General features: G+C 69.7%; 24 protein-coding genes and 10 pseudogenes. 17 read left to right on the forward strand and 17 right to left on the reverse strand.

Features of this window, described 5'->3' with window-relative positions; genetic code table 11:
- Positions 1–35: 35 nt before the first annotated feature.
- Both QQK48_RS02175 and QQK48_RS02180 read right to left on the reverse strand, forming a co-directional pair.
- Positions 36–623, reverse strand: a complete 588-nt coding sequence (locus tag QQK48_RS02175; protein ID WP_284327335.1) for a hypothetical protein — start codon at positions 621–623, stop codon at positions 36–38.
- A 176-nt stretch (positions 624–799) separates the two neighbouring features.
- Positions 800–1,303, reverse strand: a complete 504-nt coding sequence (locus QQK48_RS02180) for a TetR/AcrR family transcriptional regulator (RefSeq protein ID WP_284327336.1) — start codon at positions 1,301–1,303, stop codon at positions 800–802.
- Positions 1,304–1,452: 149 nt separating this feature from the next.
- Between QQK48_RS02180 and QQK48_RS02185 the strand changes: the two are divergent.
- The 4 genes and pseudogenes from QQK48_RS02185 to QQK48_RS18745 all read left to right on the forward strand — a co-directional run bounded on the left by QQK48_RS02185 (position 1,453) and on the right by QQK48_RS18745 (position 4,978).
- Positions 1,453–3,732 (forward strand): annotated as a pseudogene (locus QQK48_RS02185) (glycoside hydrolase family 3 N-terminal domain-containing protein).
- A gap of 116 nt (positions 3,733–3,848) precedes the next feature.
- Positions 3,849–4,052 (forward strand): annotated as a pseudogene (locus tag QQK48_RS18735) (MFS transporter); the annotation flags it as partial.
- Positions 4,053–4,194: 142 nt separating this feature from the next.
- Positions 4,195–4,701, forward strand: a pseudogene (locus tag QQK48_RS18740) (MFS transporter); the annotation flags it as partial.
- Between the two features lie 55 nt (positions 4,702–4,756).
- A complete protein-coding gene (locus QQK48_RS18745; RefSeq protein ID WP_348523387.1) occupies positions 4,757–4,978 on the forward strand; it encodes a hypothetical protein in 222 nt (73 codons plus the stop codon).
- Between the two features lie 52 nt (positions 4,979–5,030).
- Here the strand turns inward: QQK48_RS18745 and QQK48_RS21005 are convergent, their stop codons facing one another.
- From QQK48_RS21005 to QQK48_RS21015, 3 genes and pseudogenes are all read right to left on the reverse strand, one after another.
- Complete coding sequence (locus QQK48_RS21005; protein WP_431308389.1) at positions 5,031–5,579, reverse strand: STAS domain-containing protein; 549 nt, start codon at positions 5,577–5,579, stop codon at positions 5,031–5,033.
- A pseudogene (locus QQK48_RS21010) lies at positions 5,568–6,660 on the reverse strand (SulP family inorganic anion transporter); the annotation flags it as partial. The pseudogene QQK48_RS21010 and the gene QQK48_RS21005, both read right to left, overlap by 12 nt.
- Before the next feature lie 171 nt (positions 6,661–6,831).
- Positions 6,832–6,987 (reverse strand): annotated as a pseudogene (locus QQK48_RS21015) (ArsR/SmtB family transcription factor); the annotation flags it as partial.
- Between the two features lie 181 nt (positions 6,988–7,168).
- Between QQK48_RS21015 and QQK48_RS02205 the strand changes: the two are divergent.
- The 7 genes and pseudogenes from QQK48_RS02205 (at position 7,169) to QQK48_RS18755 (ending at position 11,312) form a co-directional block, all read left to right on the forward strand.
- Positions 7,169–8,357, forward strand: a pseudogene (locus QQK48_RS02205) (CE1758 family FMN-dependent luciferase-like monooxygenase).
- Positions 8,358–8,364: 7 nt separating this feature from the next.
- Entirely contained in the window at positions 8,365–8,835 is a 471-nt protein-coding gene (locus QQK48_RS02210; protein ID WP_284327337.1) for a MarR family winged helix-turn-helix transcriptional regulator, read from the forward strand.
- Complete coding sequence (locus tag QQK48_RS02215) at positions 8,832–9,653, forward strand: CE1759 family FMN reductase (RefSeq protein ID WP_284327338.1); 822 nt, start codon at positions 8,832–8,834, stop codon at positions 9,651–9,653. The genes QQK48_RS02210 and QQK48_RS02215 overlap by 4 nt, the downstream gene beginning before the upstream one ends.
- Entirely contained in the window at positions 9,634–9,930 is a 297-nt protein-coding gene (locus QQK48_RS02220; protein ID WP_284327339.1) for a TFIIB-type zinc ribbon-containing protein, read from the forward strand. Before QQK48_RS02215 ends, QQK48_RS02220 begins: the two co-directional genes overlap by 20 nt.
- 103 nt (positions 9,931–10,033) lie before the next feature.
- Positions 10,034–10,339 carry a GNAT family N-acetyltransferase gene (locus QQK48_RS02225; RefSeq protein WP_284327340.1) on the forward strand — a complete coding sequence of 102 codons (306 nt, stop codon included), beginning with the start codon at positions 10,034–10,036 and terminating at the stop codon, positions 10,337–10,339.
- Complete coding sequence (locus QQK48_RS18750; RefSeq protein WP_348523389.1) at positions 10,336–10,671, forward strand: pirin family protein; 336 nt, start codon at positions 10,336–10,338, stop codon at positions 10,669–10,671. Before QQK48_RS02225 ends, QQK48_RS18750 begins: the two co-directional genes overlap by 4 nt.
- Positions 10,668–11,312: a pirin family protein gene (locus tag QQK48_RS18755; protein ID WP_348523390.1), complete on the forward strand. Its 645-nt coding sequence runs from the start codon at positions 10,668–10,670 to the stop codon at positions 11,310–11,312. The genes QQK48_RS18750 and QQK48_RS18755 overlap by 4 nt, the downstream gene beginning before the upstream one ends.
- Here the strand turns inward: QQK48_RS18755 and QQK48_RS02235 are convergent.
- From QQK48_RS02235 to QQK48_RS02270, 8 genes and pseudogenes are all read right to left on the reverse strand, one after another.
- Positions 11,272–12,024 carry an alpha/beta fold hydrolase gene (locus QQK48_RS02235; RefSeq protein ID WP_431308268.1) on the reverse strand — a complete coding sequence of 251 codons (753 nt, stop codon included), beginning with the start codon at positions 12,022–12,024 and terminating at the stop codon, positions 11,272–11,274. The genes QQK48_RS18755 and QQK48_RS02235 overlap by 41 nt on opposite strands.
- 98 nt (positions 12,025–12,122) lie before the next feature.
- Complete coding sequence (locus QQK48_RS02240; protein WP_284327342.1) at positions 12,123–14,039, reverse strand: family 43 glycosylhydrolase; 1,917 nt, start codon at positions 14,037–14,039, stop codon at positions 12,123–12,125.
- Positions 14,029–15,381 carry an Ig-like domain-containing protein gene (locus QQK48_RS02245; RefSeq protein WP_284327343.1) on the reverse strand — a complete coding sequence of 451 codons (1,353 nt, stop codon included), beginning with the start codon at positions 15,379–15,381 and terminating at the stop codon, positions 14,029–14,031. The genes QQK48_RS02240 and QQK48_RS02245 overlap by 11 nt, the downstream gene beginning before the upstream one ends.
- A gap of 9 nt (positions 15,382–15,390) precedes the next feature.
- Entirely contained in the window at positions 15,391–16,023 is a 633-nt protein-coding gene (locus QQK48_RS02250) for an NADPH-dependent F420 reductase (protein ID WP_284327344.1), read from the reverse strand.
- A gap of 19 nt (positions 16,024–16,042) precedes the next feature.
- Positions 16,043–16,300, reverse strand: a complete 258-nt coding sequence (locus tag QQK48_RS02255) for an ABC transporter permease (RefSeq protein WP_284327345.1) — start codon at positions 16,298–16,300, stop codon at positions 16,043–16,045.
- Positions 16,258–16,743: an ABC transporter permease gene (locus QQK48_RS02260; protein ID WP_284327346.1), complete on the reverse strand. Its 486-nt coding sequence runs from the start codon at positions 16,741–16,743 to the stop codon at positions 16,258–16,260. Before QQK48_RS02260 ends, QQK48_RS02255 begins: the two co-directional genes overlap by 43 nt.
- Before the next feature lie 105 nt (positions 16,744–16,848).
- Complete coding sequence (locus QQK48_RS02265) at positions 16,849–17,433, reverse strand: DrrA family ABC transporter ATP-binding protein (RefSeq protein ID WP_284327347.1); 585 nt, start codon at positions 17,431–17,433, stop codon at positions 16,849–16,851.
- Between the two features lie 21 nt (positions 17,434–17,454).
- Positions 17,455–17,962: pseudogene (locus QQK48_RS02270) on the reverse strand (ATP-binding cassette domain-containing protein); the annotation flags it as partial.
- A gap of 282 nt (positions 17,963–18,244) precedes the next feature.
- Between QQK48_RS02270 and QQK48_RS02275 the strand changes: the two are divergent.
- The 3 genes and pseudogenes from QQK48_RS02275 to QQK48_RS02285 all read left to right on the forward strand — a co-directional run bounded on the left by QQK48_RS02275 (position 18,245) and on the right by QQK48_RS02285 (position 21,437).
- Positions 18,245–18,931 (forward strand): helix-turn-helix transcriptional regulator, encoded by a 687-nt coding sequence (locus tag QQK48_RS02275; protein ID WP_284327348.1) that lies wholly within the window; start codon positions 18,245–18,247, stop codon positions 18,929–18,931.
- 49 nt (positions 18,932–18,980) lie between these two features.
- Positions 18,981–19,796, forward strand: a complete 816-nt coding sequence (locus tag QQK48_RS02280; protein ID WP_284327349.1) for an HAD-IIB family hydrolase — start codon at positions 18,981–18,983, stop codon at positions 19,794–19,796.
- A 170-nt stretch (positions 19,797–19,966) separates the two neighbouring features.
- Positions 19,967–21,437: pseudogene (locus QQK48_RS02285) on the forward strand (MDR family MFS transporter).
- Positions 21,438–21,466: 29 nt separating this feature from the next.
- On the opposite strand, the gene QQK48_RS02290 reads toward QQK48_RS02285, so the two are convergent.
- From QQK48_RS02290 to QQK48_RS02305, 4 genes are all read right to left on the reverse strand, one after another.
- Positions 21,467–21,958 (reverse strand): NUDIX hydrolase, encoded by a 492-nt coding sequence (locus QQK48_RS02290; protein ID WP_284327351.1) that lies wholly within the window; start codon positions 21,956–21,958, stop codon positions 21,467–21,469.
- Positions 21,959–22,072: 114 nt separating this feature from the next.
- Positions 22,073–22,201: a hypothetical protein gene (locus tag QQK48_RS02295; protein ID WP_284327352.1), complete on the reverse strand. Its 129-nt coding sequence runs from the start codon at positions 22,199–22,201 to the stop codon at positions 22,073–22,075.
- Positions 22,202–22,226: 25 nt separating this feature from the next.
- Positions 22,227–22,445 carry an SGNH/GDSL hydrolase family protein gene (locus QQK48_RS02300; RefSeq protein ID WP_284327353.1) on the reverse strand — a complete coding sequence of 73 codons (219 nt, stop codon included), beginning with the start codon at positions 22,443–22,445 and terminating at the stop codon, positions 22,227–22,229.
- A complete protein-coding gene (locus QQK48_RS02305) occupies positions 22,442–22,828 on the reverse strand; it encodes an SGNH/GDSL hydrolase family protein (RefSeq protein WP_284329277.1) in 387 nt (128 codons plus the stop codon). Before QQK48_RS02305 ends, QQK48_RS02300 begins: the two co-directional genes overlap by 4 nt.
- 105 nt (positions 22,829–22,933) lie before the next feature.
- Between QQK48_RS02305 and QQK48_RS02310 the strand changes: the two genes are divergently transcribed.
- From QQK48_RS02310 to QQK48_RS02320, 3 genes and pseudogenes are all read left to right on the forward strand, one after another.
- Positions 22,934–24,253, forward strand: coding sequence for a PQQ-dependent sugar dehydrogenase family protein (locus QQK48_RS02310; RefSeq protein ID WP_284327354.1), 1,320 nt, complete (start codon positions 22,934–22,936; stop codon positions 24,251–24,253).
- Positions 24,254–24,333: 80 nt separating this feature from the next.
- A pseudogene (locus QQK48_RS02315) lies at positions 24,334–24,817 on the forward strand (glutathione peroxidase).
- Positions 24,818–24,926: 109 nt separating this feature from the next.
- Positions 24,927–25,985: pseudogene (locus QQK48_RS02320) on the forward strand (LLM class flavin-dependent oxidoreductase).
- The last annotated feature ends 48 nt before the right edge of the window (positions 25,986–26,033 follow it).

Raw genomic sequence — 26,033 nt, forward strand, 5'->3', positions numbered from 1 at the left:
GGCCACCCCGCCGTTGACGGGTCACGTGCGATGTGTCAGATGAGCCAGCGGTTCTTCTGCACGATGTCGAGGCGCTTCCACCAGGAACCGATGCCGATGGCCTGGTAGCGGACCTCGAGGAGAACGGCGGCCCAGACGGCAACGATCATGATGATGTGGTCGTCCAGGAAGGGGTTGGTCGACAGCGGGATCTGGGTGGTCCACATCATGAGCAGCATGGCGGTCGCCGAGATGGCGCCGATGCGCGAGCCGATGCCCAGGATCAGCGCAAGACCAACGCCGAGCAGGCCCAGCATGAAGGGCACGTCGGTCCAGGCCTGGCCGCCCAGGTTCACGTAGAAGTCGTTGAAGGGGCTCTGCGAGTTACCGCCGTAGACGAGGTAGCCCTCGGTGATGCGCGAGCCGTGGATCCATGCGCTGTCGCAGAACGCGTCGATGGTGAATGAACCATCGTCGGCGGTGGTGCGGCAGGTCGAGAATCCGAGTCCGAAGGTCTTGTCGAGGAAGGCCCACAGGAAGTAGAAGCCGATAGCGATACGGCTGATGCTGAGGAAGATCCAACCGACCTTCGAGCCGACGGGGCCGGCGACATCTTGATCGGTGGGGACGGGGGTGGTTGACATGGCGTTCTCTCCTTGCGACGGGGTGTTGTCGGCTTTGACAGGTGAGGCGTCCGAGGCGTCTCACTCACAACGTAGCCCGACACGCCGACGCACGGCGACAAAACCGCAGGTCTTTGCCAAGTTGTCACAACCGTCACATAACTGATACCCGAGGCTCGTTCGTCGGGACCATGGCCCTAGAGTTCGGCGTCGACGAGGGCCGCGAAGTGCGCACGCATGGCATCGCCCATCGACAGCGCCGTGGAGCCCAGGAGCCACTGGATCTGTAGGCCATCCATGAGCGCCACCGTCTGGACGCCCGCCACGTCGGGATCGATGCCCTCATGAAGGAGCCCCGCGGCTCGGACCTCCTCGAAGGCCCGAGTCACGGACGCGACAAGACGCTCGTAGCGTGCCACGAAGAACTCGTGGGCCGGATGCTCGGCCGAGGTGGCCTCCGCGGAGACCACGGCAAACAGTTCCACCACTCCCCGATTGGCCTCGTTGCGGTACGCGGATGCCACCAGGTTGCGCAGAGCCACCAAGCCGTCTTCGCCGCGCACCGGGTTGACCTCGCCATCGACCTGATCGCGCCGCTCCAGCACTGCCATGAGCAGCGCCTCTTTGGTGGGGAAGTGATAGAGCAGGCCCGGGTGGGACATCCCCGCGCGCTGTGCGATGTCTCGCAGCGAGCCTGCCACGGTAGCCAAACTCGGCGAAGTGGTCGCGTGCGACATCGAGGAGATGCGCCTTGGTGGCGCGTCCGCGGGCGTACGTGCGTTCCTGACCGATGGTCGAATCGTTGCTCACGCACCTGAACTTACCACACGGTAGGAATTAGGCTACTCTGATGCGCATCACCTCCTATCGAAAGGATTCGCGCGTGACCACCGCCGCTTACCTCGACCCTTCGCTTTCCACCTCCGAGCGCGTCGCCGACCTCGTGGGCCGCATGACGTTGCCCGAGAAGGTCGGACAGATGATGCAGATGCACACGTACGACGGAGTGCCGCACCTCATCGAGGAGATGCACGTCGGGTCGATCTTGCATGCCTCGCCCGAGCGCCTGGCGCAGGCTCACGAGCTCAACTCGCGCACCCGGCTTGCCATCCCCCTCCTCATCGGCGAGGACTGCATTCACGGCCACTCCTTCTTCGAGGGCGCCGAGATCTACCCCACGCAGTTGGGCATGGCCGCCACGTTTGACACCGATCTTCTTGAGCGCGTGGCGAGGGCCACCGCCGTGGAGGTTGCGGCGACCGGCATCCACTGGACCTTCTCCCCCGTTTTGTGCATCGCACGCGACCTGCGCTGGGGCCGCGTGTCCGAGACCTTCGGCGAGGACCCGTACCTGTTGGGCGAACTCGGAGCGGCCATGGTCCGTGGCTACCAGGGCGACGGCCTCGACGACCCCACCGCCATCCTCGCCACGTCCAAGCACTTTGCCGGCTACTCCGAAACCCAGGGCGGGCGTGACGCCTCCGAGGCGGACATCTCGCGCCGCAAGCCTGCTCCTGGTACCTGCCCGCCTTCGAGCGCGTTGCCCGCGAGGGTTCGGCCACCTTCATGCTGGGCTACCAGGCCACCGACGGCGTGCCCATCACCATCAACAAGTGGCTGCTGAACGACGTGCTACGCGAGGAGTGGGGCTACACCGGCACCCTCATCACCGACTGGGACAACGTCGGCAACCTGGTGCGGGAGCAGCGCCTGTTCCCCGACTACGCCCAGGCATCGGCCGCGGCCGTCAACGCAGGCAACGACATGATCATGACCACCCCTGCCTTCTTCCAGGGCGCCCAGGACGCCGTGGCACAGGGCCTGCTGGACGAGTCCCGCATCGACGAGGCCGTGGCAAGGATCCTCACCCTCAAGTTCGACCTGGGCCTGTTCGAGGACGTCCGCCTGCCCGATCCCGCACGCCAGCGCGAGGTGATCGCCTCGCCCGCCCACCGCGACCTCAACCTTGAGGTGGCGCGGCGCTCGCTCGTGCTGCTCGAGAACGACGGCACCCTTCCGCTTCCCGCCGACAGGCCGCTGCGCCTCGCCATCGTGGGCCCGAACGCCGACGACCCCCACACCACGCTCGGCGACTGGGCCGGCGCCTCGGGCCAGGCCGACTGGCTCATGCAGGGCCACCCGCGCGAGATGATCACGACGGTCCTGGACGGCGTACGCGCCGCCGCACCCGAGGGCTCCGAGGTGACCTACGCCAAGGGCGCAGAGATCATCACCACGGGCCCCGACCCCAAGGGGGCATTCTTCCCCGATGGCCAGCCGCGACCGCACATCGCCTTCCCCGTCGAGCCTGACCAGGCGATGATCGATGAGGCCGTCGCTGCCGCCTCCGGCGCTGATGCCGTGGTGGCGGTGCTCGGCGACCGCATCGAACTCGTGGGCGAGGGTAAGTCCACCGCCACGCTCGAGCTCCTGGGCGGCCAGGTGGCGCTGCTCGACGCCCTCGTCGCCACCGGCACGCCGGTGATCCTCGTCGTCCTCGCCTCCAAGCCGCACGTTCTGCCGCCCTCGGCCGCCAAGGCATCGGCCGTCATCTGGGCCGCCAACCCCGGCATGGCCGGGGGCCGCGCCGTGGGTGACCTCCTCGTGGGTGCCATCGAGCCCAGCGGCCGCCTGCCCCTGTCCTGGCCGCGCCACGTGGGCCAGCAGCCCACGTTCTACAACCAGATCGACGCGCAGCACGGCTACCGCTACGCCGACCTGACGCAGGAGCCGCAGTGGGTCTTCGGCGACGGGCTCTCCTACTCGTCCGTCGAGTACGGGGACGTGGTGCTCGAGGCGTCGACCGTGGGCCTGACGGACACCATCCGCGCGACCGTCACGGTCACCAACACCGGCGTGCGCCCCGTCCTGGAGACTGTGCAGGGCTACGTGCGCGACAACGTCACGTCCGCCACGTGGGCCGACCGTGGTGAAGGCCGTCGCGCAGGTGGCGCTCCAGCCCGGCGAGTCGGCGTCGGTGGCCCTCGAGGTCGCCGCGAGCGCGTGCAGCATCGTCAACGCCGCGGGCGAACGCGTCGTGGAGCCCGGTGAGTTCACGCTCCTGGTGGGCGCCACCTCACGCCTTGCGGACCTCATCGCCGCTCCGTTCACCATCGCCGCCAAGGAGTAACAGTCGTGCCCACGTCCCCCGTCCCTGCCGTGGCGCCCCACCTGCGGCGCGCCCGACTCGGCGTGGCGCTGATCTTCTTCACCAACGGCATCGTGCTGGGCGGCTTCGCCCCGCGCGTGCCGGAGATCCGCGCCAACCTTGGCATCTCGTACGGAACGCTCGGCGTCGCCATGGCGATGTGGTCGATTGGCGCCCTGGCGCTCGGCCTGTTCGCAGGCGCCATGATCCGACGCTTCGGCTCCGCACGGGTCGCCACCATCACCATGGTCGGGAGCGCGGCGGCAATGCTTGCCGCCGGTGCGGCGCCCAACGTCTGGCTGTTCGGCGCCGCCCTGTTCCTGGTGGGAGTCACCGACGCGTGGGTGGACGTCGCGCAAAACGCGCACGGCCTCCAAGTCCAGAAGGCTCTACCAGCGTTCGATCCTCAACTCCTTCCACGGGCTTTGGTCCATCGGCGCGGTCGTGGGTGGACTCATCGGTGGCGCGTGTGCCGGCCTGGGCATCGGCGTGCCGTGGCAGTTTGTCCTTTCGCTTGTCATTGTCATCGTGGCGAACCTCGTCGCCTTCCCGATGTTGCTGTCCAAGGACACCGCGACGGAGGCCGAGGTGGACCACGCGGCCGACGAGGCGGTGGTGCCGCAGCACACGCCGCTCACCCGGATCCCGGTGCGTACCTGGGGCGTCCTCATCGCGCTGACCATCATCGCGATCGCGGGCGGCTGGGCCGAGGACGCCGCGTCCACCTGGTCGGCGTCGTACATGCAGGACGAGCTCCTGGCCGGCGCGGGCCTCGCCGCCTTCGCGTTCATCGCGATGCAGGGGTGCCAGTTCATCGGCCGCATGCTGGGCGACCGCATGGTCGATCGCTGGGGCCAACGTGCCGTCGCGCGCTCCGGCGGCGCCCTGGTGGCCGTCGGCATGGGCCTTGCGCTCGCCTTCCCCTCGCCGTGGGGCACCATCGCGGGATTCGGTGCAGCGGGATTCGGCGTCGCCACCCTTATCCCGGGGGCCATGCATGCCGCGGATGAGCCTTCCGGGGCTGCGGGCGGGAACTGGGCTCACGATCCTGTCGTGGCTGCTGCGCCTGGCCTTCCTCGGCTCACCTCCGCTGGTGGGCTGGATCGCCGATCAGACCTCGCTGAGGGTGGGCCTCACCCTCGTGCCGGTCTTCGGCGTGCTCGTGATCGTGCTGGCGGGGGTCATGGCGAAGCGCGTCGTCCGCACCCAAGAACCCGCCTCCGCCTGATCGCCACGGCCGCCCCAAGGGTGGCCGTGGCGGTCCGCGCCCGTCGAGAGCCTCAGCGCGCCGCCACCATGGCGCGCCCGCGCGCCACCGCCGCATCCAAGTCTGCGATGAGGTGGGTGTCGTCGGTCAGGGCGGTGAGGGCTCCCGCATGCTCCAGCAGCGGCAGGTGTCGCGGCTGAACACCCTTGATGAGCACGGTCACGCCGCGTTGCTCGAGCGAGGACACCACCTCGCCGAGCACCTGGGCCCCCGTCGCATCGAGCAGGTCCAACTGCGACATGCGGAGGATCACCACGTCCACGTGGTCGATGCGCGCCACACGCTCCAGGACGCGGTCCGCGGCCCCAAAGAACAGCGCACCATCGAGGCGCAGCAGCGCGATGCGCTCGTCTCCCGCAACGGCACCTCCGGGCAACTCCTCGCGATGCACTCCGGCGGCCGCTGCCACCGAGCGCAATGCGAGGGCCGCCGCGACCGCCACGCCGATGACGATGGCGTAGATCAGGTCCACGCTGACCGTCACGACCGCGGTCAGGATGAACAGGACCGCGTCGCCGCGTGACGCCCGCATCACCGAGCGCACCATGGCTGGGCGCACCATGGTCACGGCCGTCACCATGAGCACGCCCGCGAGCGCGGATAGCGGCACCATCCCCACCGCACGGGCAGCGATCAGCACGATGACAAGGAGCACGAGCGCGTGGACGATGGCCGCCAGTCGCGTGCGCGCCCCCGCCTTCACGTTGACGGCCGTGCGGGCAATGGCTCCCGTGGCGGGCATCCCACCGAAGAAGCCCGATGCCACCGAGGCGAGCCCCTGCCCCACGAGTTCGCGATCGGCGTCGTAGCCATCCGTGCCCGGATAGGTGCTTGCCACGCGAGCCGAGAGCAGCGACTCGATCGCGGCCAGCGCGGCGATAGCGAACGCAGGGCCGGCAAGAGCGATCACGGCCCCGAGCGACAGCGCGGGTGCCTGGGGCATCGGCAACCCCGCCGGCAGGTCACCGATGACCGGCACCCCGGCTCCCAGGGCCGCGGTGATGACGGTCGCCAGCACGATAGCGAGGATCGCCCCCGGGACCGCGCGTGTCACGCGGGGCCACACCAGCATGAAGACGGCGACGCAGGCTGCGATGAGAAGGGGACGCCATGCGGAGGAGAGGTCGGCGCCCGCGACGGCATCGACCGCGGCACGCCAGGCCTTCGCCCCGTGCGCGGATTCCTCGACCCCGAGCGCAGCGGGCACCTGCTGCAAGAAGATGATGATCGCGATTCCGACGGTGAATCCCTCGATCACGGGCCACGGAATGAGTCCCACCAGGCGGCCCAGGCGCGCGGCCCCCGCGGCGAGCACGAGGACGCCTGCCATGACGGTCACGAGCGCGAGAGCCTTCACGGCCACGTTCGGCGAGGATGGGCGCGAGCACCACCACCATCGCCCCCGTAGGACCAGAGACCTGAACCGACGAGCCGCCCCAGACGGCCGCGACGACTCCCGCAACGATGGCCGTCACGAGCCCCGCCTCCGCCCCCGCCCCGGACGTCACACCGAACGCGAGCGCCAGCGGCAGCGCCACCACACCCACGGACACGCCCGCGAGAACATCGACGCGCCACGATCGAGACAGTCCCGCGTAGTCGCGGCGGCTTGGCAGCAGCGACCGCCACGACGGCGTGGTCACGCTGATTCCCCGGCGAGCCGTCCGCGTTCCTCGATCACGTCGCGGAGCAGTTCGCGTGCGGCACCGAGGAGACCGGCGACCGTCGGGTGCGCGAGGCGGTAGGACACCGAGCCTACCGGAACGCTCCGAGGCGACGAGCCCGTAGCCGCGCAGCACCCTCAGGTGCTGAGAGAGGTGCGAGGCCTCCAGGCCCGTCTGATTGAGCAGGTCGGCGACCGTGCGCTCGTCGGCCTCGGCGAGCAACTCGAGCACCCTGATTCTGACGGGGTGAGCGAGGCCCTTGAAGAGGTCAGCCTTGACCTCGTTGAGCGGAGCGGAGAAGGGCATGCACACGTCCCAGGCTGGAGCGACTTGACGGATTCATCATTCCATCAATTCGCGGGACGCGACACCACGCCGACATCCGGGCCCAGCCCTTGGGAATGAACCGCCTCCACTGGCGTTATTAGATGCAAACGCATATATTAGGACCCAGGTCCTACGACACGCCTCGACCAAGGAGCACACCATGCAGTTCGGCATCATGTCCGTCTCGGACATCACCCGCGATCCCGTCAACGACTACACGCCCTCCGAGGCCGAGCGCATTCGCGACCTGGTGCGCATCGCCAAGAAGACCGAGGAAGTGGGCCTCGATGTCGTCGCCGTCGGCGAGCACCACAACCCGCCCTTCTTCTCCTCCTCCCCCACGACGCTGCTGAGCAGCATTGCCGCGCAGACCGAGACCCTGACGGTGACGACGAGCACCACGCTCATCACCACCAACGACCCGGTGCGCCTCGCCGAGGAATACGCGATGCTGCAGCACCTCTCGGGCGGCCGCATGGACCTCATGCTGGGGCGCGGCAACACCGCGCCGGTGTACCCGTGGTTCGGCCAGGACATCCGCCAGGGCCTGCCCCTCGCCCTCGAGGCCTACAACCTCCTGCACCGCCTGTGGCGCGAGGACGTCGTGGACTGGGAGGGCTCGTTCCGCACGCCCCTCCAGGGCTTCACCTCGACGCCCCGTCCACTCGACGACGTGGCGCCGTTCGTGTGGCACGGCTCGATCCGCACCCCGGAGATCGCCGAGCAGGCCGCGTACTACGGCAACGGCTTCTTCGCGAACCACATCTTCTGGCCCAAGGAGCACACCAAGCGCATGGTGCAGTTCTACCGCCAGCGCTTCGAGCACTACGGCCACGGCACCGCCAAGCAGGCGATCGTGGGCCTCGGCGGCCAGACCTTCATCGGCAAGACCAGCCAGGAGGCCAGGGACCGCTTCCGCCCGTACTTCGACAACGCCCCGGTCTACGGTCACGGCCCCTCTTTGGAGGACTTCTCCTCGATGACGCCGCTCGCCGTCGGCTCGGTCCAGGAGGTCATCGACAAGATCATGACCTTCCGCGAGTACGTGGGTGACTACCAGCGTCAGGCTCTTCCTCATCGACCACGCGGGCCTTCCCACCGACATGGTGCTGGAGCAGTTGGACCTGCTGGGCGGCGAGGTGGTCCCGGTGCTGCGCAAGGAGCTCGAGTCCAAGCGCGACCCCGAGGTCGCTTCCAACCCGCCGAGCCACGCGGACCTCGTGCACGCCAAGTATGGCGACGCTGAGCCCCGCCAGCCTCGCCCCAACGCCAACCGCGGCGACAACGTCACCGGAGCCTCGCCGTACCAGGACTCCGAGGGCGCCGAGGCCATCTACCCCACTCTGTGAGGCGACGATGACCACCACCCCAGCCACCGCATCGGACTCCCGTACGCGCACCCGGCTCGCGAACCAGACGTGGGAGGCGACGATGCTCGCGCACGCCGTCCTCATGCGCCGGTTCACCGAGCAGGACGTGTGGGAGGGACTGTCCGTGCGCGAGTACGACGTCCTCTACACGCTCGCTAAGGCCGAATCTCCGCTGAGGCTCCGCGACCTCGGTGAGGGCGTGCTGCTGAGCCAGCCCGCCCTGTCGAGGCTCGTGGACCGGCTGGTGCAGCGCGGCCTCGTCTTCCGCTGCACCAATCCGGACGATGCCCGCGCCCACCAGTTGTCCCTGACCGACGACGGCGCCGCACTTCAGCGTCAGGTGGGCCGCGCGCACGGCACCGCCGTGGCCGAGGCCGTGACCTCCGCACTCACCGAGGACGAGATGCGCCTCCTGGAATCCCTCTCTCTCAGGCTCGCAGGCAAGGAGCAGTCATGACCGCCGACACGTTCCACCTCGTCGTCGTCTCCGCAGGAGCGTCCGACCCTTCCTCCACCAAGATGCTTGCCGACCGCGCCGCCCAGCGCGTCACGTCGCTGGCCCGCGAACGCGGCCACGACGTGCGAGTGTCCGTCATCGAGATCCGCGAACTCCTTCCGGAATTGCCCCAGGCGCTGTCGAGCCAGTTCATGGGCCCCAAGTTCCGTGCGGCGATCGACACGTTGGTCGATGCGGACGGCATCATCGCCGCCGCCCCGGTCTACAAGGCGGGAGCATCGGCGGCCTTCACCGGCTTCCTGCAGGTGCTCGACAACGACCTGCTCATCGGCAAGCCCGTGATCCTCGCGGCGACCGCCGGGACGGCACGTCACGCCCTTGTGGTCGATGAGGAGATGCGCTCGCTGTTCGCCTACCTGCGCACGCTGCCGGTGCCCACGGGCCTGTTCGCCGCCCCCGAGGACTTCTCGTCGACGGCGCTCACCTCGCGCATCGCGCGCGCGGCTCAGGAGGCTGGTCCTGCTGATGGAGTCGGGCTTTGCTCGTGCGGTGCGCGGGGAGACCTGGGGCGCCTATCAGCACGAGTACGGGTCCGCCGGCGGGACGGAGTTGGGCATCAACCTGTCGAGCGACCTGATGCGCCTCGCCACCGGAGGCTCGCACACGCCCTCGGCCGGCTAGCGGCGGGCCGATGCGGGAGCCCCGGGAGCAGGGATGACGCCCCGCGCGTTGGGTCGGCACGGAGTGCCGCACCGGCGGCGCCACCGCTGACCCGATCCCCGACGAAGGAGACCGAGAATGAAGTGCCCCGTGGATGACGCGACGCTCGTGATGAGCGACCGCCAGGGCGTCGAGATCGACTACTGCCCGCAGTGCCGAGGCGTGTGGCTTGACCGCGGCGAACTGGACAAGATCATCGAGCGCTCGGCGCAGCATGAGGCTCCCGCCCCGCAGCAGCAGCGTGTGGCCGATGACCGGTCGCGCCGGTATGACAACGAGCGGTACGACGAGCGCCGCTATGACAACGACCGCAACTCGTACGGTCGCCGCAAGAAGAAGGAGTCGTGGCTGGGAGACCTTCTCGACTTCGGGTGAGTCACACGCGGCGGAAGGTCACGGTTGTGCGACCTTCCGCCGCGACCACCGCGTGCGGGAGTAAGGTCCAAGGCACCCCCTTCGACGACGAAAAGGAACCCGCATGCCCGACGCCCAGGTCCTTCACGTGACACGGGACGACACCTCCCACCGCTACGAGGTAAGCGTCGACGGCGAGACCGCCGGCTTTATCGACTTCATCGAGGGTGACGGCACCCTGGCGATGACGCACACCGAGGTCTTCGAGGCGTTCCGCGGCACGTCGGCCGCCCGCACTCTCGCGGCGGACGCCCTTGCCGATGTCGCGGCGCGTGGCCTCGCCGTCATCCCCCTGTGCCCCTACATCGCGCGCTACCTCAGCCGCAACGAGGTGGCAGACCTCGAGGTGCTGTGGCCCGAAAGGTCATGAACCGCCCAGGGCAGCGCCTCATCCCGCTCGAGGCGCGTGAGGTGCCGTTGGGTGGCCTGCGCGCCATGAGCGTGCAGCGCGTCCTGCCCTACCGGGACCTCCCGACCATCGGCGCGTGGTGCTTCGTCGACCGCTTCGGGCCGCAGCGTGTCACCATGCGCGTGGATCCCCACCCGCACACGGGCCTGCAGACCGTCACGTGGCCGCTCACCGGACGCATCCGCCATCGCGACACCCTTGGCGTAGACACGGTGCTCGACGTGGGGCAGGCTCAACCTCATGACCGCGGGCAACGGGGTGGCGCACTCCGAGTACTCGCTGGGCTCCGATGACGACCTTCTGGACGCCCTCCAGCCTTTGGGTCGCGCTACCGGACGCGTCCCGGGCGGGCGCCCCCGCGTTCGAGACTCACGCCGACCTTCCGTCCGTCGCGCTCCAAGCCTCCCGTGGGGCCGATGCCGTGGCCACCGTGGTCATGGGCACCTTTGCGGGCGTGCGCTCACCCGCCACGACGCATACGCCGCTGGTGGGAGCGCAGGTCGCGCTCACCGCCGGGACCACCGTCGAGTTGCCGTTCGACCCGGCCTGGGAGCACGGCATCGTCCACGTCGACGGCGAGGTAACCGTTGCGGACGGCGAGACGGCGCTACCTCCTCGCGGGCTGCTCTACCTGGGCGACGGACGTCACGGGATCACCGTCACCGCGGCGACCGACGCGACCGTCTTCATCCTGGGAGGCGAGCCCTTCGCCGAGGACCTCGTGATGTGGTGGAACTTCATCGGGCGCTCCCACGAGGACATCGCCGCGGCGCGCGACGACTGGGAGGCGCGCTCGGAGCGGTTCGGAGAGGTCGCCGGGCACGGCGACACCCGCATCCCCGCTCCCCGCTTCCCGCGGTGCGACTCACTCCCCGACGCCGTCGGGCATGGGACTAACGAGCAGCGACGCACCACGGAACGACGGCGTGGATGAATTCCTGCGGACGTTCGACCCACGGGTAGTGGCCGCATTTCTCGATCCACGCTAAGCCCGCGCCGAGCGCGTCGGCATAGGCCCGCACGGGTTCAACGCCGCTGAGGATGTCCTCGGCGCCGCCCACGACAAGCGTCGGCGGGAGAGCCGCCGCACGAACACGCTCCGCAGCGTCGTCGGGAACGTCGCGAAACCATGCGCGCGCTGCTGCCAGCGTTGAGGCGCCTAACCCGGCATGCCGCTGCTCACGGACGGCCCAGCGCGCGTATCCAGCAGGCGCCTGCACACGAAGGGCCTCGGCGAACTGCCGGTCGTCCTCGGGGTCCGGCTCGTTGAACGCTGCGACGGCCGCCGCGACCTCGGGCTCTTTCCGGCGCGCCGCGACTGCCGCACCGTCATGGGCCGTGCCGGTGAGCCACGCTGCGGCGGGAGTCACGAGTGCGAGTGATCGGAAACGGCCCTCAAACCGCGTGGCGGCGGCGATGGCCAGTCGTGTGCCTGCGGAGTGGGCCAGCACGTCCGGGGCCTCGAGACCCAGCGCGTCGACCACAGCAAGGACGTCGTCGGCGTCATTCCACCAGCCGCGCGAGAGGTGACCTGTGCGACCGGCGCCACGAACGTGCACGATGGCGAGCGGCCGATGCGCGGCGAGCCCACCGAGGTCACCCAGATACACGGGGTTACGGCATGGCCCACCGGGAATCACCACCAACGGATCTCCGGGACCGTCGCCGACCAGATCGACCGCGAGGCTCGGTGCCGTCGGCTGCCTTCACACGTGTCACGACGCCACGGTACCGGCGCCGGGCCTTAAGCGACCGTCAGCGTCGCGGTCACCTCGATCGCCGTCGCCGAGCACGGCGTCTTGCCGTCCGCATCCCAGTCGCGTGAGCCATCGGCCGCGACCCAGTCGTTGAGGTTGGCGCCGAGGGTGCCTCGCAGAACGCCCGTGACCTCGTGGGAGCGGTGCGTGTCAAGCGCGATGCCGGCCAGATCCCACTCGACCTCGAACGTCCCGACTCCACCCCCTTTGAGCGTCGCCTCCGCCGTCGCGGGCAGCGCCGCGAGCGCCACCTCGGCGCCCGCACCGACGGCAACCACGGCATCGGCCAGGCGGACGACGACGGGAGCCGCCGCATCGGCCGCACGCAGGGCGTCGTAGCGCTCGCGGGTGAGCGGGATCACGCCGCCGTGCTTGGTGGCACGGGCGAGGTCGAAGTCGTCGTCCTCAACGACAGCCCAGGGCTCGGGCGCGTCGAGGTCCGTCGCCACGAGCGGCCGGTAACCGACGTCGGGGATCACGTCCACCAGGAGGTACCAGCGGTCCTCGCCCCGGACCTGGAACATGGCGGGCCCCTCGACGAGGCCGGGGTCGCCCCCTGCGTAGGCGGCGCCGATGTGGTGCTGCGTCTCGGTCCAGGCGGCGCCGGGCAGCCACCAGCGGCGCGCGTCGGTGTGCTCCATGAAGAGCCCGCGGCCGGTGCCGTTGTCCTTCGTCACACGGTAGGTGCGACCCGCGCGGCGGATCATGGTGGTGTCGATCACGTCGCCGGGGGCGTCGATCAGCACGCCGCCCGTCCTCCAGCCATTCTGCGTGAAGTCGCGCGTCGCGCCCCACAGGATGCGCTGGCGGCCGTCCTCGCCGGACGAGGCCCAGTAGACGACGAACGCCCCGCCCGCCTCGTCGTAGTCGTCGACCCAGAGCGCCTCGGGCGCCCACATCATCCCCATGTGCGGCAGCGCGGGGTCGCGCACACCGTCGGGACCGCACGCGACGTCGATCCGCCGCTGCGGCCCCCAGTGGATCAGGTCGTCCGACTCCCACACGTTCATCGCCGTCGAATAGTCGGCGGTCCACGCCTGCCAGCCGGCGTCGTCGGCGCCAAACACCCTGAGGTCCGTGGCGATCAGGTAGTAGCGACCGGTATCGGGACGCTGCAGCAGGTACGGGTCGCGCACACCGGTGGTGCCCAGGTGCGAGGCGAGGAGGGGCTCGCCGCCGTTGAGCCTGTCCCAGGCGGTGGGGTCGTCTCCGCGTGACAGCGAGAAGTGCACCTTCTCGCGGTACCCGTGCGGGTCCTCCACGAAGTGGACCATGAGGTAGCCGTACGGCTCCGCGCCGGTCATGCCGCGTCCTCCGCGACGGTCACCGTCACGGTGACCTCCCGATGCTCGGGCGCCAGGCTCCTCCTCGGTCTCCATGTCCAGGCGCGGCAGGCCATCGGCCGTCCAGTGGACGCGGCGCACAAACGTGTCGCGCCCCGTGAGTCCGAGGTGGTCCGTGCGCGCGTGGAACACGTAGAGGTCGTTGCCGTCCTCGTCGCGCGACCACATGCCGTGCCCGGTGCCCGCCTGGTACTCGCCGTTATATGGGCCGGACTTCTGGATCGGGGCGTTCAGGCGCGTCCACGACTGCGGGTCGGTGAGGTCCGCGCCCGAGGCGGCGGTCGCGAGCCCGGTCGTGTAGGTGTCACCCACGGTCGAGCCCGAGTACAGCATGAGGACGCGACCGTCGCGCACCGTCAGGTTCGGCCCCTCGGCGATGGTGTTGTCCCACGCGTACTCCGGGGCGAGGATCCTCACGGGCTCGCTGGTCAGGCGGTCAGGGATGGCGGGATCCATCGTCGCGATGAAGATCGATCCCAGCATCTGCCAGGCGTAGTAATGACGTCCGGCATCCTCGAGATAGGTCATGTCGAGCGAGATCCCTGCGCGGTCATTGAGCACCGAACCGTCGGCGCGCGTGACGTGGCGGGCCGTCGTCCAGGCTCGCGGGATCGGTGGGATCGAGGTGTTCGCCGTCCGCGTCGCGGCGCAACTGGATGATGCTGGCCCTCCCGGTCCACATGTCGGTACGGCCGTCCTCGCCGTCGTAGGACGGCATAAACAGGATGGACAGTTCGCCGCCGACGACGTGGATCTCTGGCGCCCAGAAGCAGCCCGTCATGGGACGGCCGTCCGCATCGAGGTCGCCCGCGACGAGGATGTCGCGTTCGAGCGCGGCACCGCCGTTGGCGTCGGCAAGGTCGGCGATGGTGGCTGCCATGCGGATCGGCATGCCGATGGGCCCGCCGTCGTTCGCGATGGGATCGAGGTTCAGGTCCTTGGTGGCGATCATGAGGAACACGTCATGGCCACGGAACCGGAACGGGACGATGCTCGGATCGGCACGCTCGTCCGCGAAAGGCGTGGGGTAAACGGCCTGCCGGACGCGACCGGTGACGCGATGCTCACCGGGCCGGGAGGTGTCGACGGCGCCGACTGAAGCGGCGTCCCACGTCACGGCAAGTGATCCGGCGGAGCCGTCCGAATACTCGAGGTCCACGCGCACGGGAAGGTCGGAGGCCGCGAGCGGCGCGCCTACCGGCACCGCCACGGGAGTCACCGCCGCACCGGTGTTGGTCACGGGACCGAAGCGCAGGCGCAGGGCGTGGGCCGTCGCCGGGGACACCTCGATCACGTTGCCGGAGCGGAAGGCCGGGACTGCGAGCGCCACGGCGTCGCCGGGCTCGATCTCACCGCGCATCGGCACGTCAGCGCGCACGGCCTCCCCCACCGTCGCGTCGGCCGCGAAGGCGCCGAGCGTGGCATGCCATGGCTCGCCGAGGTCGTCGTGCCAACGCATCACGTAGCCGGCGCCTGTGACGGCGATGGCCGGGCCGTTGACTCCATGCGTGACGCCCAGGTCAAGAAGGCCCAGTTCGGTGTAGTCGATGAGGTCCTCGGACCGCCACAGCAGGACCGACGAGGCGCGAGTGCCGTCGTCTCCGCCGCCGCGGGCGGTGCGGGTGGCGACAAGGCCGTAGCCTCCCTCGGTCAGTGCGATGAGGTGGGGGTCGCTCAGGCCGCGAAGGTCCGGGTCGAAGGTTCCGTCCGGGCCGGGGGTCTGCGCGACGCCGGCGAAGCACACGCCATAGTTGTCAAACAGGGGCACACCGTCGAGCGCGAGGTGCAGGCTCAGCGCGATGTCGGCGTTGTTGGCCTCGGCCTCACTGGTGGGAACGCGGTCGTAGGCGAGCAGCGTCGCGCCGCCCTTCGCCGTCAGTTCTACATCGTTGTAATCGTGCACGGCGCGAGCCTACCGCGCGGCGCGCGCCCGTGCCACCACCCGCCCGCGCTGCGTGGTCCAGAACCGTTCCACCATGGCCCGTGCCTCCTGGGCGTCGGCGTCCGCGCCAAACAGTTCCGTGCCGGGCTCGAAGCGCATGCCCTCGGCCAACGGACCGGTCACCACAGGGTCGAAGCCGAGCGCATCGACCAGCCCCGCAACGCTCTCGACTGCCGCGCCATCGTCGCCCGCGATCGCCACGGCGATGCGCTCCGGGTTCCCCGCGCGCCGTGCGAGTTCCTCGAGCGCGTACCCCGAGAGGTGGTTGAACGCCTTCACCACCCGGGCCCCGGGAAGAAACGCGGCGACAGTCTCGGACGTCGAGGTCGTCGGATCATCGAGATCCGGACGCGCCCCGTCGAGCTCCCACCAGTAGTTCATCGCGTCCACCACCACACACCCAGCGAGCCGCTCCGCCGGAAGCGAGCGGTACCGACCAAGCGGCACCGCCAGCACCACAGCATCGGCCGCCACCACGGCGTCCACCGCATCGGCGGAACCCGCGATGGCGACGTCGATACCTGCCCTGGCCGCGAGGGCGCCGACGGCCTTGCCGACGCGCCCCGCGCCCAGGATGCCGAGGGTCTGAATGCGTGAACTCACACGCGTACGGTACCCGCGCTCAGTCGGAGCGCCGCATGGTGCGGATGCCCACCACGAGGCCCACGACGGCGACCGCCGCGGCACACAGCACGCCCCACCCCACCTCGGAGGCCAGCAGGTCTCCCGCCATGAGGTGACGCTCGGCCTGCACCACCCAGTTCACAGGGTTGACCGACGCCACGACGGACATCCAGCGCGGGCCCGCATCCAGCGGCAGCAGCATTCCCGAGAGGATCAGCAGCGGGAAGATGAGGCTCTGCTGGACGGCCCAGAACATCCACTCACGATCCTTGGTGACGAGCGCGAGCGCATACCGAGCGATCCAAGGCCCACGCCGAAGGCCGCCAGCAGGACGATGCCGATGGCGAGCCCGGCCACATTCGGACGGAACCCGAAAGGCACCGAGACTAGGACGATCACCAGCACCTGCACCACGATCGGCACCACCTCCTTGAGCGCACGCCCCGCCAGCAGCGAGGCCCTGCTCAGCGGCGCCACCAGCGTGCGCTCGTGGGAGCCGGTCATCATCTCGTACTGCAGGTTGGAGCCGGTGGCGCCCGTGCCGAACAGCACGATCATGGCCAGGACGCCGGGAACGAACCACGCGAGAGTCTCGGCAGTCGACTCCCCCGAGGATCCGATCAGCAGCGGCGTGAACAGTCCCAGGAACACCAGGGGCTGTACCAGGGAGAAGATCACGGAGAACGGATCGCGGGCCACGGGCCGCAGGCTCGCGCAGCATGACGTTGAAGGTGTCTCGCGCGGCGCTGCCGCGCACCGGCGTGGTCGGGTTGTCAGAGGCGGCCGATGCCGGGGTCACGGTGGTCATGAGGGTTCTCCTGCGGTGGTGGGGACGGGGGCATCGGCGTCGGGGGCATCAGTCGCGTCGCCGCGGACCTCGGGGCCCGGCGCATCGGCGTCGCGCAGCGAGCGTCCCGTGAGCACGAGGAACACGTCGTCCAGGGTCGGCGGCACTCCGGTGGCACGGTCGACCACGATGCCCTGAGAGTCGAGTTCGCGGATGACGCGCGGCAAGAGCCGTTCGCCGTCGGCGACGTTGGCGCTGAGCGTGAGTGCATCGGGCCGCGTGACCTCCCGTCCCGCGAGGCGAGCCACGAGCGGGAGGGCGGCGTCGGCATCGGCCGCGGTCACGAAGCCGAGCGAGACGGCGTCTCCGGCCAGCGTGGCCTTGAGCGCGGCGGCGGAGTCGTCGGCGATCACCCGGCCGCCGTCCATCACCATCACGCGTTCGGCGTAGTGGTCGGCCTCATCGAGATAGTGCGTGGTGAGGAAGACGGTGGTGCCGTAGCGCTCGCGCAGGTCGAGGATGTGCTGCCAGAGATTGGCACGCGACTGAGGGTCGAGGCCCGTGGAGGGCTCGTCGAGAAACAAGAGGGTGGGCGCGTGCATGAGGCCGAGCGCGATGTCGAGCCTGCGCTTTTGCCCGCCGGAGAGCCTGCTGAACCGTCCGCGAGCCGAACGACGCGAGGTCGAGTGACTCGATGAGGTCATCGGCCCTGCGCCGGGAGTCCGCCTTGCCGACGCCATAGAAGGCGCCCTGGCTGATGAGTTCGTCCCGGACGCGCTGGGCGAAGGAGCCCGAGGTCCCTTGGCCCACGTAGCCGATGCGGGCACGCACCTCGTGGGGTGCGCTGGCGATGTCGTGGCCCACCACCCTGGCACCGCCGGACGTCGGCGGAATGAGAGTGGTGAGCATGCGGATGGTGGTGGACTTGCCCGCGCCGTTGGGGCCGAGGAAGGCGACGAGCGAGCCCGCGTCGACGTCGAAGGTGACGTCGGTGACGGCATCGACGGTGGTCTTGCCGCGGCTGAACCGCTTGGTGAGGCCCTGCGCCTCAATGATCGGGGTGGTCATGCGGCCAAGGTACGGCTCAATGCGGACAGAAATTGTCCTCAAAGTGCGAGAAACTGGGGACATGTCCGCCACGACCACCCGCACCCTTGCCCTGCTGGACCTCCTGCAGCGCCATCGCGAATGGACCGGGGCCGAGGCTCGCCACACGGCTGGGCACCACCGAACGCACCGTGCGCCGGGACGTCGAGCGCCTACGCGACCTCGGTTACCGGGTCGAGTCACGGACGGGGCGCGAGGGCGGGTACCGGCTCGCGGCGGGAGGCGCGATCCCTCCCCTCTTGCTCAGCGAGGAGGAGGCGGTGGCGATCGCGGTGGGCCTGCGGGTGGCCGCGGCCGAACAGGCTCGTGGACGGCACCTCGACCGCTTTGTCGGCCATCGCCAGGCTCGAGCAAGTCCTCTCCCCCACGTCACGCAGGCAGGTCACCGCGCTCGCCACCGCCATGACGTCGCCCGACCAAGGGCGTGTGCCGCACGTGCCCCCCGCACTGCTGGGGCAGGTGGCGCTGGCGTGCCGCGACCACGAGCGGGTGCGCTTCGCGTACGAGGACGCGCAAGGTGCGAAGACGCGACGCCGCGTGGAACCGCACGCCCTCGCGCCCGCCCGTGGCCGCTGGTACCTGGTCGGATGGGACCTCGAGCGCGAGGACTGGCGGACGTTTCGGCTCGATCGCATGGGCGAGCTCACCGCGACAGGGGCGCACTTCTCACCGCGCCCCCTTACGCGGGCCGACATCGACGAACGCATCCTCGTCGCCAGTTCGGCGCAGCGCCAGCCGCTGGAGGCCGTCGCCGTGCTCCCGATGCCGCTGACGGAGTTCGAGGAGCACATGGGAGTGTGGGCGGAGGGCTCGGATGAGCCCACGCCGGGCGTCACCCATTGGGGCCTCGGAGGTGCGGATGTCCGCGACCTGTTCTACGGGTTGTCTTGGCTGCCGACCGACGTCGAGTGGCGCGTCGACATGCCGGACGAGGCCCGCGCCGACCTTACCGGCATGCTGCGCCGGGTGCTCCGCGCCGTCGAAGCGGACTGAGCTCGAGCGGCCGGAGCCGACGACCTCCGCGCGGGTTAGGGTGAACGCCGTGAGCGTGATCTTCCTTGACATCGACGGCACCTACGCGGACCACGGCGCCGTACCCGACGCCCACGTGGAGGCGGTGCGACGTGTGCGCGCGAATGGCCACCGCGTGCTCCTGTGTACGGGGCGCCCCCGCTCGGCCGTCTCGCCCCGCCTGACCGCCGCCGGCTTCGATGGGTTCGTGTGTGGAGCCGGCGCCTACGCTGAGGTCGACGGTGAGGTCCTGGCCGATGTGGTGTTCCCGCGCGCGCTCGCCGACCGCAGCATCGACGTGCTCCTTGCCCACCACGCGCAGATGATCGTCGAATCCACCGACGCGCTCCATGTGCTGCCCGAGGCCGCCGTGGTGATGGACCGCCGAGCGCCCGGCGAGGGAGCCAGCGGCGCCCAGGCGGCGGTCTGGGAGGATCTGCTGGACGCCCGGCGCGTGGTGGACGACCTTCACGGCGTCGACTTCGCCAAGATCGTGACGCTGTCGGCCTCCAGTGACCTCAGCGCGATCGCGGCGGAGATCGGCGACGAGGTCGCCGCCGTCGAGACCTCGATTCAGGACCTGGGCCGTGGCGCCGGCGAGTTGTACTTGGCGCACATCACCAAGGCTGTGGGCATCCAGGTGGTCCTGGACCACCTTGGCCTGACGGCGGCCGATGCGGTGGGCGCAGGCGACGGCCCGAACGACCTCGAGATGCTCGCCATGGTGGGCACGGCCATCGGCATCGATGGCGGCCACCCCGGCGTCATTGCCGCCGCGGACATCGTGGTGCCGGGACCCGCGCAGGCGGGTCTCGTCGAGGCGTTTGCACGCCTCGGCCTCGGCTAACTCGGCACCTCCCGGCATCGGCCCACCACGACTGGCCGCCACCCGATTTGTCACACCGACTCTGTCCGATGTCAGGGGCCGATGCGACAATGCTTCACGTCCCCGCATTGCCGCGCGCCCCTTGCCCAGCCACCGCTGTGCCCGTCGCGACATGCCAGAAAGGCCCCCGCATGACCCAGTCCCCCGCCCGCTCCGCCGCGCCCTCCTCGGTGAGCAAGAGCGATGAGATCGTCATCCGCGTCCTCATCGTCTCCGCCTTCACGGTGATTCTCAACGAGACGATCATGGGCGTCGCGATTCCGCACCTGAAGGCCGACCTCGGCATCACCACGGTGCTGGCGCAGTGGCTCACCGCCGCCTTCTTGCTGACGATGGCCATCGTGATCCCGATCACGGGCTTCCTGCTGCAGCGCTTCCCCACCCGGCCGCTGTACATCGTCGCCATGTCCCTGTTCGCGGCAGGCACGCTGCTCGCCGCCTGCGCGCCAGGCTTCGAGGTGCTGCTCGCGGCCCGCGTGGTGCAGGCGTGCGGCACCGCCGTCATGCTGCCGCTCCTCATGACGACGGTGATCTCGATCGTGCCCGAACACGAGCGCGGCAAGCGCATGGGCACCATCGGCATGGTGATCTCGGTCGCCCCCGCCATCGGCCCCACCATCTCGGGCCTCATCCTCGCCGTGCTGCCGTGGCGCTTCCTGTTCATCTTCGTCATGCCGGTCGCCATCACCGCGCTGGTCTTCGGCATCCTCAAGATGCGCTCGACCAACGAACCCGAACCGACGCGCATGGACGTGCTGTCCGTCGCGCTCTCTGCGCTCGGGTTCGGCGGCATCGTGTTCGGCCTGTCACGCATCGGCGAATCCGCGGAAGGCGGCGTCGGCGGAGCGCTCGTCGCTGTCGGTGTGGGCGTCGTGGCGCTTGCGTTGTTCGTCTGGCGCCGCCTGGTGCTCCAGCGTCGGGACGAGGCCCTGCTTGACCTCAGGGTGTTCCGCTCGCGCACGTTCGCGCTGGCGTGCGCCATGTTCATCGTGTGCATGATGGGCCTGTTCAGCGGCATCATGCTGCTGCCGCTGTACACGCAGGACGTGCTCGGCCTGTCGGTGCTCGCCTCGGGCCTCATGCTGCTGCCCGGCGGCCTCGCCATGGGCCTGCTGGCCACGCCCATCGGCTCCGCCTACGACCGCATCGGGCCGCGCCCGCTGCTCATCCCCGGCACCATCCTGCTGACGGTCGCGCTCGGCATGCTCGCACTGACGCTCACGGCCACGACTCCGTGGTGGGTGGTCCTCGCGGGCCACGTCACCATGAGCCTTGGCCTGGCGCTCGTGTTCACGCCGCTGTTCTCCGCCTCGCTTGGGTCGCTACCGAAGAAGGCTCTACTCCCACGGCTCTGCCATGGTGTCGACGCTGCAGCAGGTGGCGGCGGCAGCGGGCACGGCCCTCTTTGTGTCCATCCTCGCCGCCGTGATGCTGTCCGGCCTCGAGGCGGGCGAGGCGGAGGCCGTGGCCTACTCCGACGGTGTCCGCGCGGCGTTCTTGGTGGGCACCATCCTCGCCGCTGGCGGCATCGTGCTCGCGTTGTTCGTCACGCGCCCCGAGTCGGCAGAGGGTGAGGGCGAGGGGCCCATCCTCGCCCACTAGTTCTCCGTCACATGGATCCATGTGACCGTCTAGGGGGCGGCGAACTCCGCGACGTCGGAACCGGAAAGACCGGCCGCGACGCGCGCCTGCATGTCCTCGCTCATGGGCGGCATCGCGTCCACGGAGAACCATGAGACCTCGGAGTTTTCGCCATCGGCGGGATGCGGTTCGCCGCTGACGTAGCGGAAGCGGAACACCAGGTCCAGGTACTGGGTGACGTCGCCGTTGGCGTAGGTCACGACGGGAGTGACTCCCACGCGCACCAAAGCCTCAGGCACCGCGATCACCCCGGTCTCCTCGAGCGTCTCGCGCGCGCCGGCCACGGCGGGGTGCTCGCCCGGGTCGATGATCCCGGTGACGGGCGTCCACGCGCCGTTGTCCGCGCGCCGCACCAGCAGGATCTCGCGGCCGCGGGCGTCCGCAGCGGACTCCCGCACCACCACCGTTGTCACTCCCGAAAGCCACAGCGGTGCGTGCCCCACCCTCTCGCGCAGGGACAGGATGAACTCGGGCGTGGCCATGCGCCCCAGGCTAGCCGCCCAGCCGCCGCTTCCCATGAGTCATCGAGTGCCCGGTTTCGCCTGAAAGCGAGCACTGAGTGACTCCCAGGACGCACCAAAGATCGCGCGCGGGCGTCAGGAGGGGTCGATGCGCACCCAGTCCGCGAACTTGGCGCTGCGGCCATCGCCCGACGAACGGCCGGTCAGCCTGCGGCCAATCCATGGCAGCACGTAGGTCGCGTAGTACCGGGCTTCTACCAGCACACCCGTGGGCGCACGATGGCCGGACTCAAGCGTGGGCAGGCTCGGTCGGTACTCCCAGCGCGGTGAGCGCCCGTGCCGCCACGCGCCGATGCCCCAGTTCGTTGAGGTGCAGGCGGTCGGCATCCCAGTACCCGGGCTTGCGCATCTCATCGTCGGCGAAGTTGTCGACGAACGTCACGTGCTCGTACTGGTCCTCAAGCGCGGTCAGTAGGTCCGTGAAGACCGCGACGCGCGAGCGCATCATGTCGCCTCGCGGGAGGCCAAAGGTGGCATCGGCGCCCGTCTGGAGGAGCAGCCGCACCCTGCCTCCTTCGTACGCCGCACCACCTGCTCCGTGAGGCGCACAATCTCGTCGCGGTCGAAGCCGGGTCGCATCATGTCGTTGCCCCCGCCGTTGAAGGCGAGGACATCGGGCCGGGGCGACAGCGCCAACGCGGGCTCCGCCTGCTCCCCGACGATGGGACCGATGAGGCGGCCCCGGATCGCGAGGTTCGCGTAGTCGACGGGCTCGTCGAGGCCCGCGGCGAGGCCCGCCGCCACGAGGTCCGCCCAGCCGCGCACCGCACCCCCGTCGATGCGGTCTCCCACTCCCTCGGTAAAGTTGTCGCCGATCGCTACAAAACGCATGAGGCTCACGATAAACCCGGCACGCGCGAGATTTGTCACCCACTGACAGTTTGGTCGCGGCGCCATCCCTGAGCGAGCACCGTCGGTCCGGCCTACTGTCGAGGAGTGACCCGCTTCGTCCTCCCCATCACCCTCGCAGCCGGCGTCGCCCTCACCGCGTGCGGCACGGACGGCGCCGCTGTCTCGCCCAGCGCACCCGCGACATCGGCAACCTCCCGACCCACGGCCGATGCCGAACCGGGCACGGCATCGGCTTCACCTGGGACGACACGAGACCTGGCGCCGGCCTGGGCGGACAGCCTCGCACGTGAGGACGTGACCATCGCCGATGGCACCGACGCGCCACAGGCCGAGGGCCGCTCGCTCGAGATCCCGGCGGGCTGGGAGGCCGAGGTATGGGCGGCCGTCCCGGGCGCCCGACTCGCGGCATGGACGCCCGACGGCACGCTGCTGGTCTCCACGGGCGACCGCGGCGACGTCGTCGCGCTGCAACCCACCACCGACGGTCAGGCGCCGACGGAAACGACAGTCTTGGACGGCCTCGACAACCCTCAGGGCCTCGCCTTCGCCGACGGGACCACGCTCATCGTCGGCGAGTCCACTACCATCGCCTCCTACGACTACGCGGATGGCGCCGCCACGGGCCGACGGGTCCTCGCCGACGGCCTCCCCGGGGGCGGTCACGCGAGCAAGGTGGTGGTGGTCGACGGCGATCGCGTGCTGTTCAGCCTCGGCTCGGCCTCCAACCGCGACCCCGCGGACCGCGAGAGCACGCCGGAACGCGCCGTCGTGGCCTCCGTTCCCCTCGCGGGAGGGGACCATGGCGTCATTGCGCGCGGCGTGCGCAACGGCTTCGGGCTCGCGATCGCACCGGACGGCACCGTCTGGACCGCCGTGAACCAGTCAGACAACCAGCCCTACCCGTTCGACGACGCCACCGGCCTGTATGGCACCGAGGACCGCGACTACATCAACGAGAACCCCGTCGAGCAGGTTACCCGCGTGGAGGACGGGGGCGACCTGGGCTGGCCCTACTGTGTCCCTGACGCCCGCGACGGCATCGTCGACCTTCCGTTCGTCAACGACCCCGAGCCTCAACCCCCTCGGCGAAGCACTCGACTGCGCGGGCCTGGCGCCCACGGCGGTGGGCCTCCCGTCTCACAGCGCCCCGCTCGGCCTCACGTTCACCACAGATGCCGTCGCCGCCATGCTCGGAGACGGCGCGATCGTCACGATGCACGGCTCGTGGAACCGCGAGCCGCCCCGCGAGCCCGGCATCGCTTTCCTCCCGTGGGACGACGAGGCGGCCACGCTCGGCGCGCCCGTCACCCTCGTCAGTGGCTTCCAGGACGACGACGGTTCGCGGTGGAGGCGCATCGTTGCGACCGCCATCGGCCCCGACGGCGACCTGTACGTGACGGATGACGAGGCGGGGCTGGTGTACCGCATCGGCCCCACGCGCTGAGCCCGTTCACAACGACGCGCGGCGGTGTCAGGATGGGGGCATGCCGACTCTCACCGACTTTTCCGCCACCGCCCTCGACGGCTCCGACCACGACCTCGCCCAGCACGCGGGCAAGGTCGTCCTCGTCGTCAACACCGCCTCGAAGTGTGGCTTCGCACCCCAGTTCGCGGGCCTCGAGAAGCTCTACGAGCAGTTCGCGGCCGAGGGCTTCACCGTGCTGGGTTTTCCTAGCAACCAGTTCAAGCAGGAGCCTGAGCGATGCGGACGAGGTCGCCGAGTATTGCCAGAAGAACTACGGCGTGACCTTCCCGATGTTCGCGACCATCGACGTCAACGGCAAGCACGCCCATCCCGTCTACCAGTGGCTGCGCTCGGAGGCGGGCGGCGCGCTCGGCTCGGCGATCAAGTGGAACTTCACCAAGTTCCTCGTGGGCCGCGACGGTCACGTCATCAAGCGCTACGCCCCCAGCACCGAGCCCGAGCAGATCGCGGCGGACATCAGGACCGCGCTCGACGCCGAGTAGCGTGCGCCTCGCCGGGGGCAGATGCGGCGGCCGGGAATAGTTCGACGCCCCGGTACGCTCTTTAGTTGACACCTCAACATCCCCGGTGGTGTCGGCAAGGAGCACAGCCATGAGCATCGCCCCGGAAGACGTCCGGTTCGGCATCGAGACCTTCGGCGATCTGCCGCTGCATGACAGCGGCGAGCCGATGTCCCACGCAGCGTCCCTGCGCCAGGTGGTCGCGGAGGCCGCCCTGGCGGACCAGATCGGCATCGACGCGGTGGCGCTCGGCGAGCACCACCGCTCGGACTTCGCGATTTCCTCCCCGAGATGGTGCTGGCGGCGATCGCGTCCCGCACCGAACGCGTCACACTCGGTTCGGCCGTGACGGTTCTCGCCTCCGACGACCCGGTGCGCGTCTTCCAGCGCTTTTCCACGCTCGATGCCGTCAGCAACGGCCGCGCGGAGGTCATCCTTGGCCGCGGCTCCTTCACGGAGTCCTTCCCGCTGTTCGGCTACGACCTCGCCGACTACGAGGTGCTCTTCGAGGAGAAGCTCGACCTCTTCAGCAAGGCTCCTGACCGAGTCGCCCGTGACCTGGCAGGGCACCACCCGTTCCGCGTTGCACGATGCCGACGTGTACCCCAAGACCGATTCCGGCTCGCTCACCACCTGGGTGGGCGTGGGCGGCTCGCCCCAGTCGGTGGTCCGCACGGCGAAGTACGGCCTGCGCCTGATGCTCGCGATCATCGGCGGTGACCCGGGGCGCTTCGCTCCGTACCTTGACCTGTATCGCCGCGCTACCGAGCAGTTCGGCACTCCTCAGCATCCCGTGGGAATGCACAGCCACGGATTCATCGCACCCACCGATGAGGAGGCGCGCGAGTCGTACTTCCCCGGCTACAAGGCCATGCGCGACCGCGTCGGCGCCGAGCGCGGCTGGCCCGCCATGACGCGCGCGGAGTTTGATGCAGAGGTGGCTCACGGCTCGCTGTACGTCGGCTCGCCCGAGACGGTCGCCGCCAAGATGGCCGATGCGATCCGCACCCTGGGCGTGGGGCGTTTCGACTTCGTCTACACCGGCGGAGGCGCCATGCCCGCCTCGTCTCGGCTGCGCGCGGTCGACCTGTTCGGCACCCACGTGATCCCGCGCGTGCGTGAACTGCTCGCCGAGGGAGGCGCCAAGTGACGCCGCTGCAGGTGCGCACCGTGGGCATCCTGGGCGCGGGCAAGGCTG

The organism is Demequina litorisediminis, assembly GCF_030161615.1.
Taxonomy (GTDB): Bacteria; Actinomycetota; Actinomycetes; order Actinomycetales; family Demequinaceae; genus Demequina; species Demequina litorisediminis.

Excerpts from the sequence above, each read along its gene's own strand:
- QQK48_RS02255 (WP_284327345.1), bottom strand. The coding sequence starts at position 16,300 with ATGTTCTGGGCCGTCCAGCAGAGCCTCATCTTCCCGCTGCTGATCCTC.
- QQK48_RS02175 (WP_284327335.1), bottom strand. The coding sequence starts at position 623 with ATGTCAACCACCCCCGTCCCCACCGATCAAGATGTCGCCGGCCCCGTC.
- QQK48_RS18755 (WP_348523390.1), top strand. The coding sequence starts at position 10,668 with ATGACGACCTTCTGGACGCCCTCCAGCCTTTGGGTCGCGCTACCGGAC.
- QQK48_RS02300 (WP_284327353.1), bottom strand. The coding sequence starts at position 22,445 with ATGATGCGCTCGCGCGTCGCGGTCTTCACGGACCTACTGACCGCGCTT.
- QQK48_RS02220 (WP_284327339.1), top strand. The coding sequence starts at position 9,634 with ATGAAGTGCCCCGTGGATGACGCGACGCTCGTGATGAGCGACCGCCAG.
- QQK48_RS02265 (WP_284327347.1), bottom strand. The coding sequence starts at position 17,433 with ATGCACGCGCCCACCCTCTTGTTTCTCGACGAGCCCTCCACGGGCCTC.
- QQK48_RS02305 (WP_284329277.1), bottom strand. The coding sequence starts at position 22,828 with ATGCGTTTTGTAGCGATCGGCGACAACTTTACCGAGGGAGTGGGAGAC.
- QQK48_RS18745 (WP_348523387.1), top strand. The coding sequence starts at position 4,757 with ATGAGCCTTCCGGGGCTGCGGGCGGGAACTGGGCTCACGATCCTGTCG.
- QQK48_RS02225 (WP_284327340.1), top strand. The coding sequence starts at position 10,034 with ATGCCCGACGCCCAGGTCCTTCACGTGACACGGGACGACACCTCCCAC.
- QQK48_RS02215 (WP_284327338.1), top strand. The coding sequence starts at position 8,832 with ATGACCGCCGACACGTTCCACCTCGTCGTCGTCTCCGCAGGAGCGTCC.
- QQK48_RS18750 (WP_348523389.1), top strand. The coding sequence starts at position 10,336 with ATGAACCGCCCAGGGCAGCGCCTCATCCCGCTCGAGGCGCGTGAGGTG.
- QQK48_RS02290 (WP_284327351.1), bottom strand. The coding sequence starts at position 21,958 with ATGGCCACGCCCGAGTTCATCCTGTCCCTGCGCGAGAGGGTGGGGCAC.
- QQK48_RS21005 (WP_431308389.1), bottom strand. The coding sequence starts at position 5,579 with ATGGTGCGCCCAGCCATGGTGCGCTCGGTGATGCGGGCGTCACGCGGC.
- QQK48_RS02210 (WP_284327337.1), top strand. The coding sequence starts at position 8,365 with ATGACCACCACCCCAGCCACCGCATCGGACTCCCGTACGCGCACCCGG.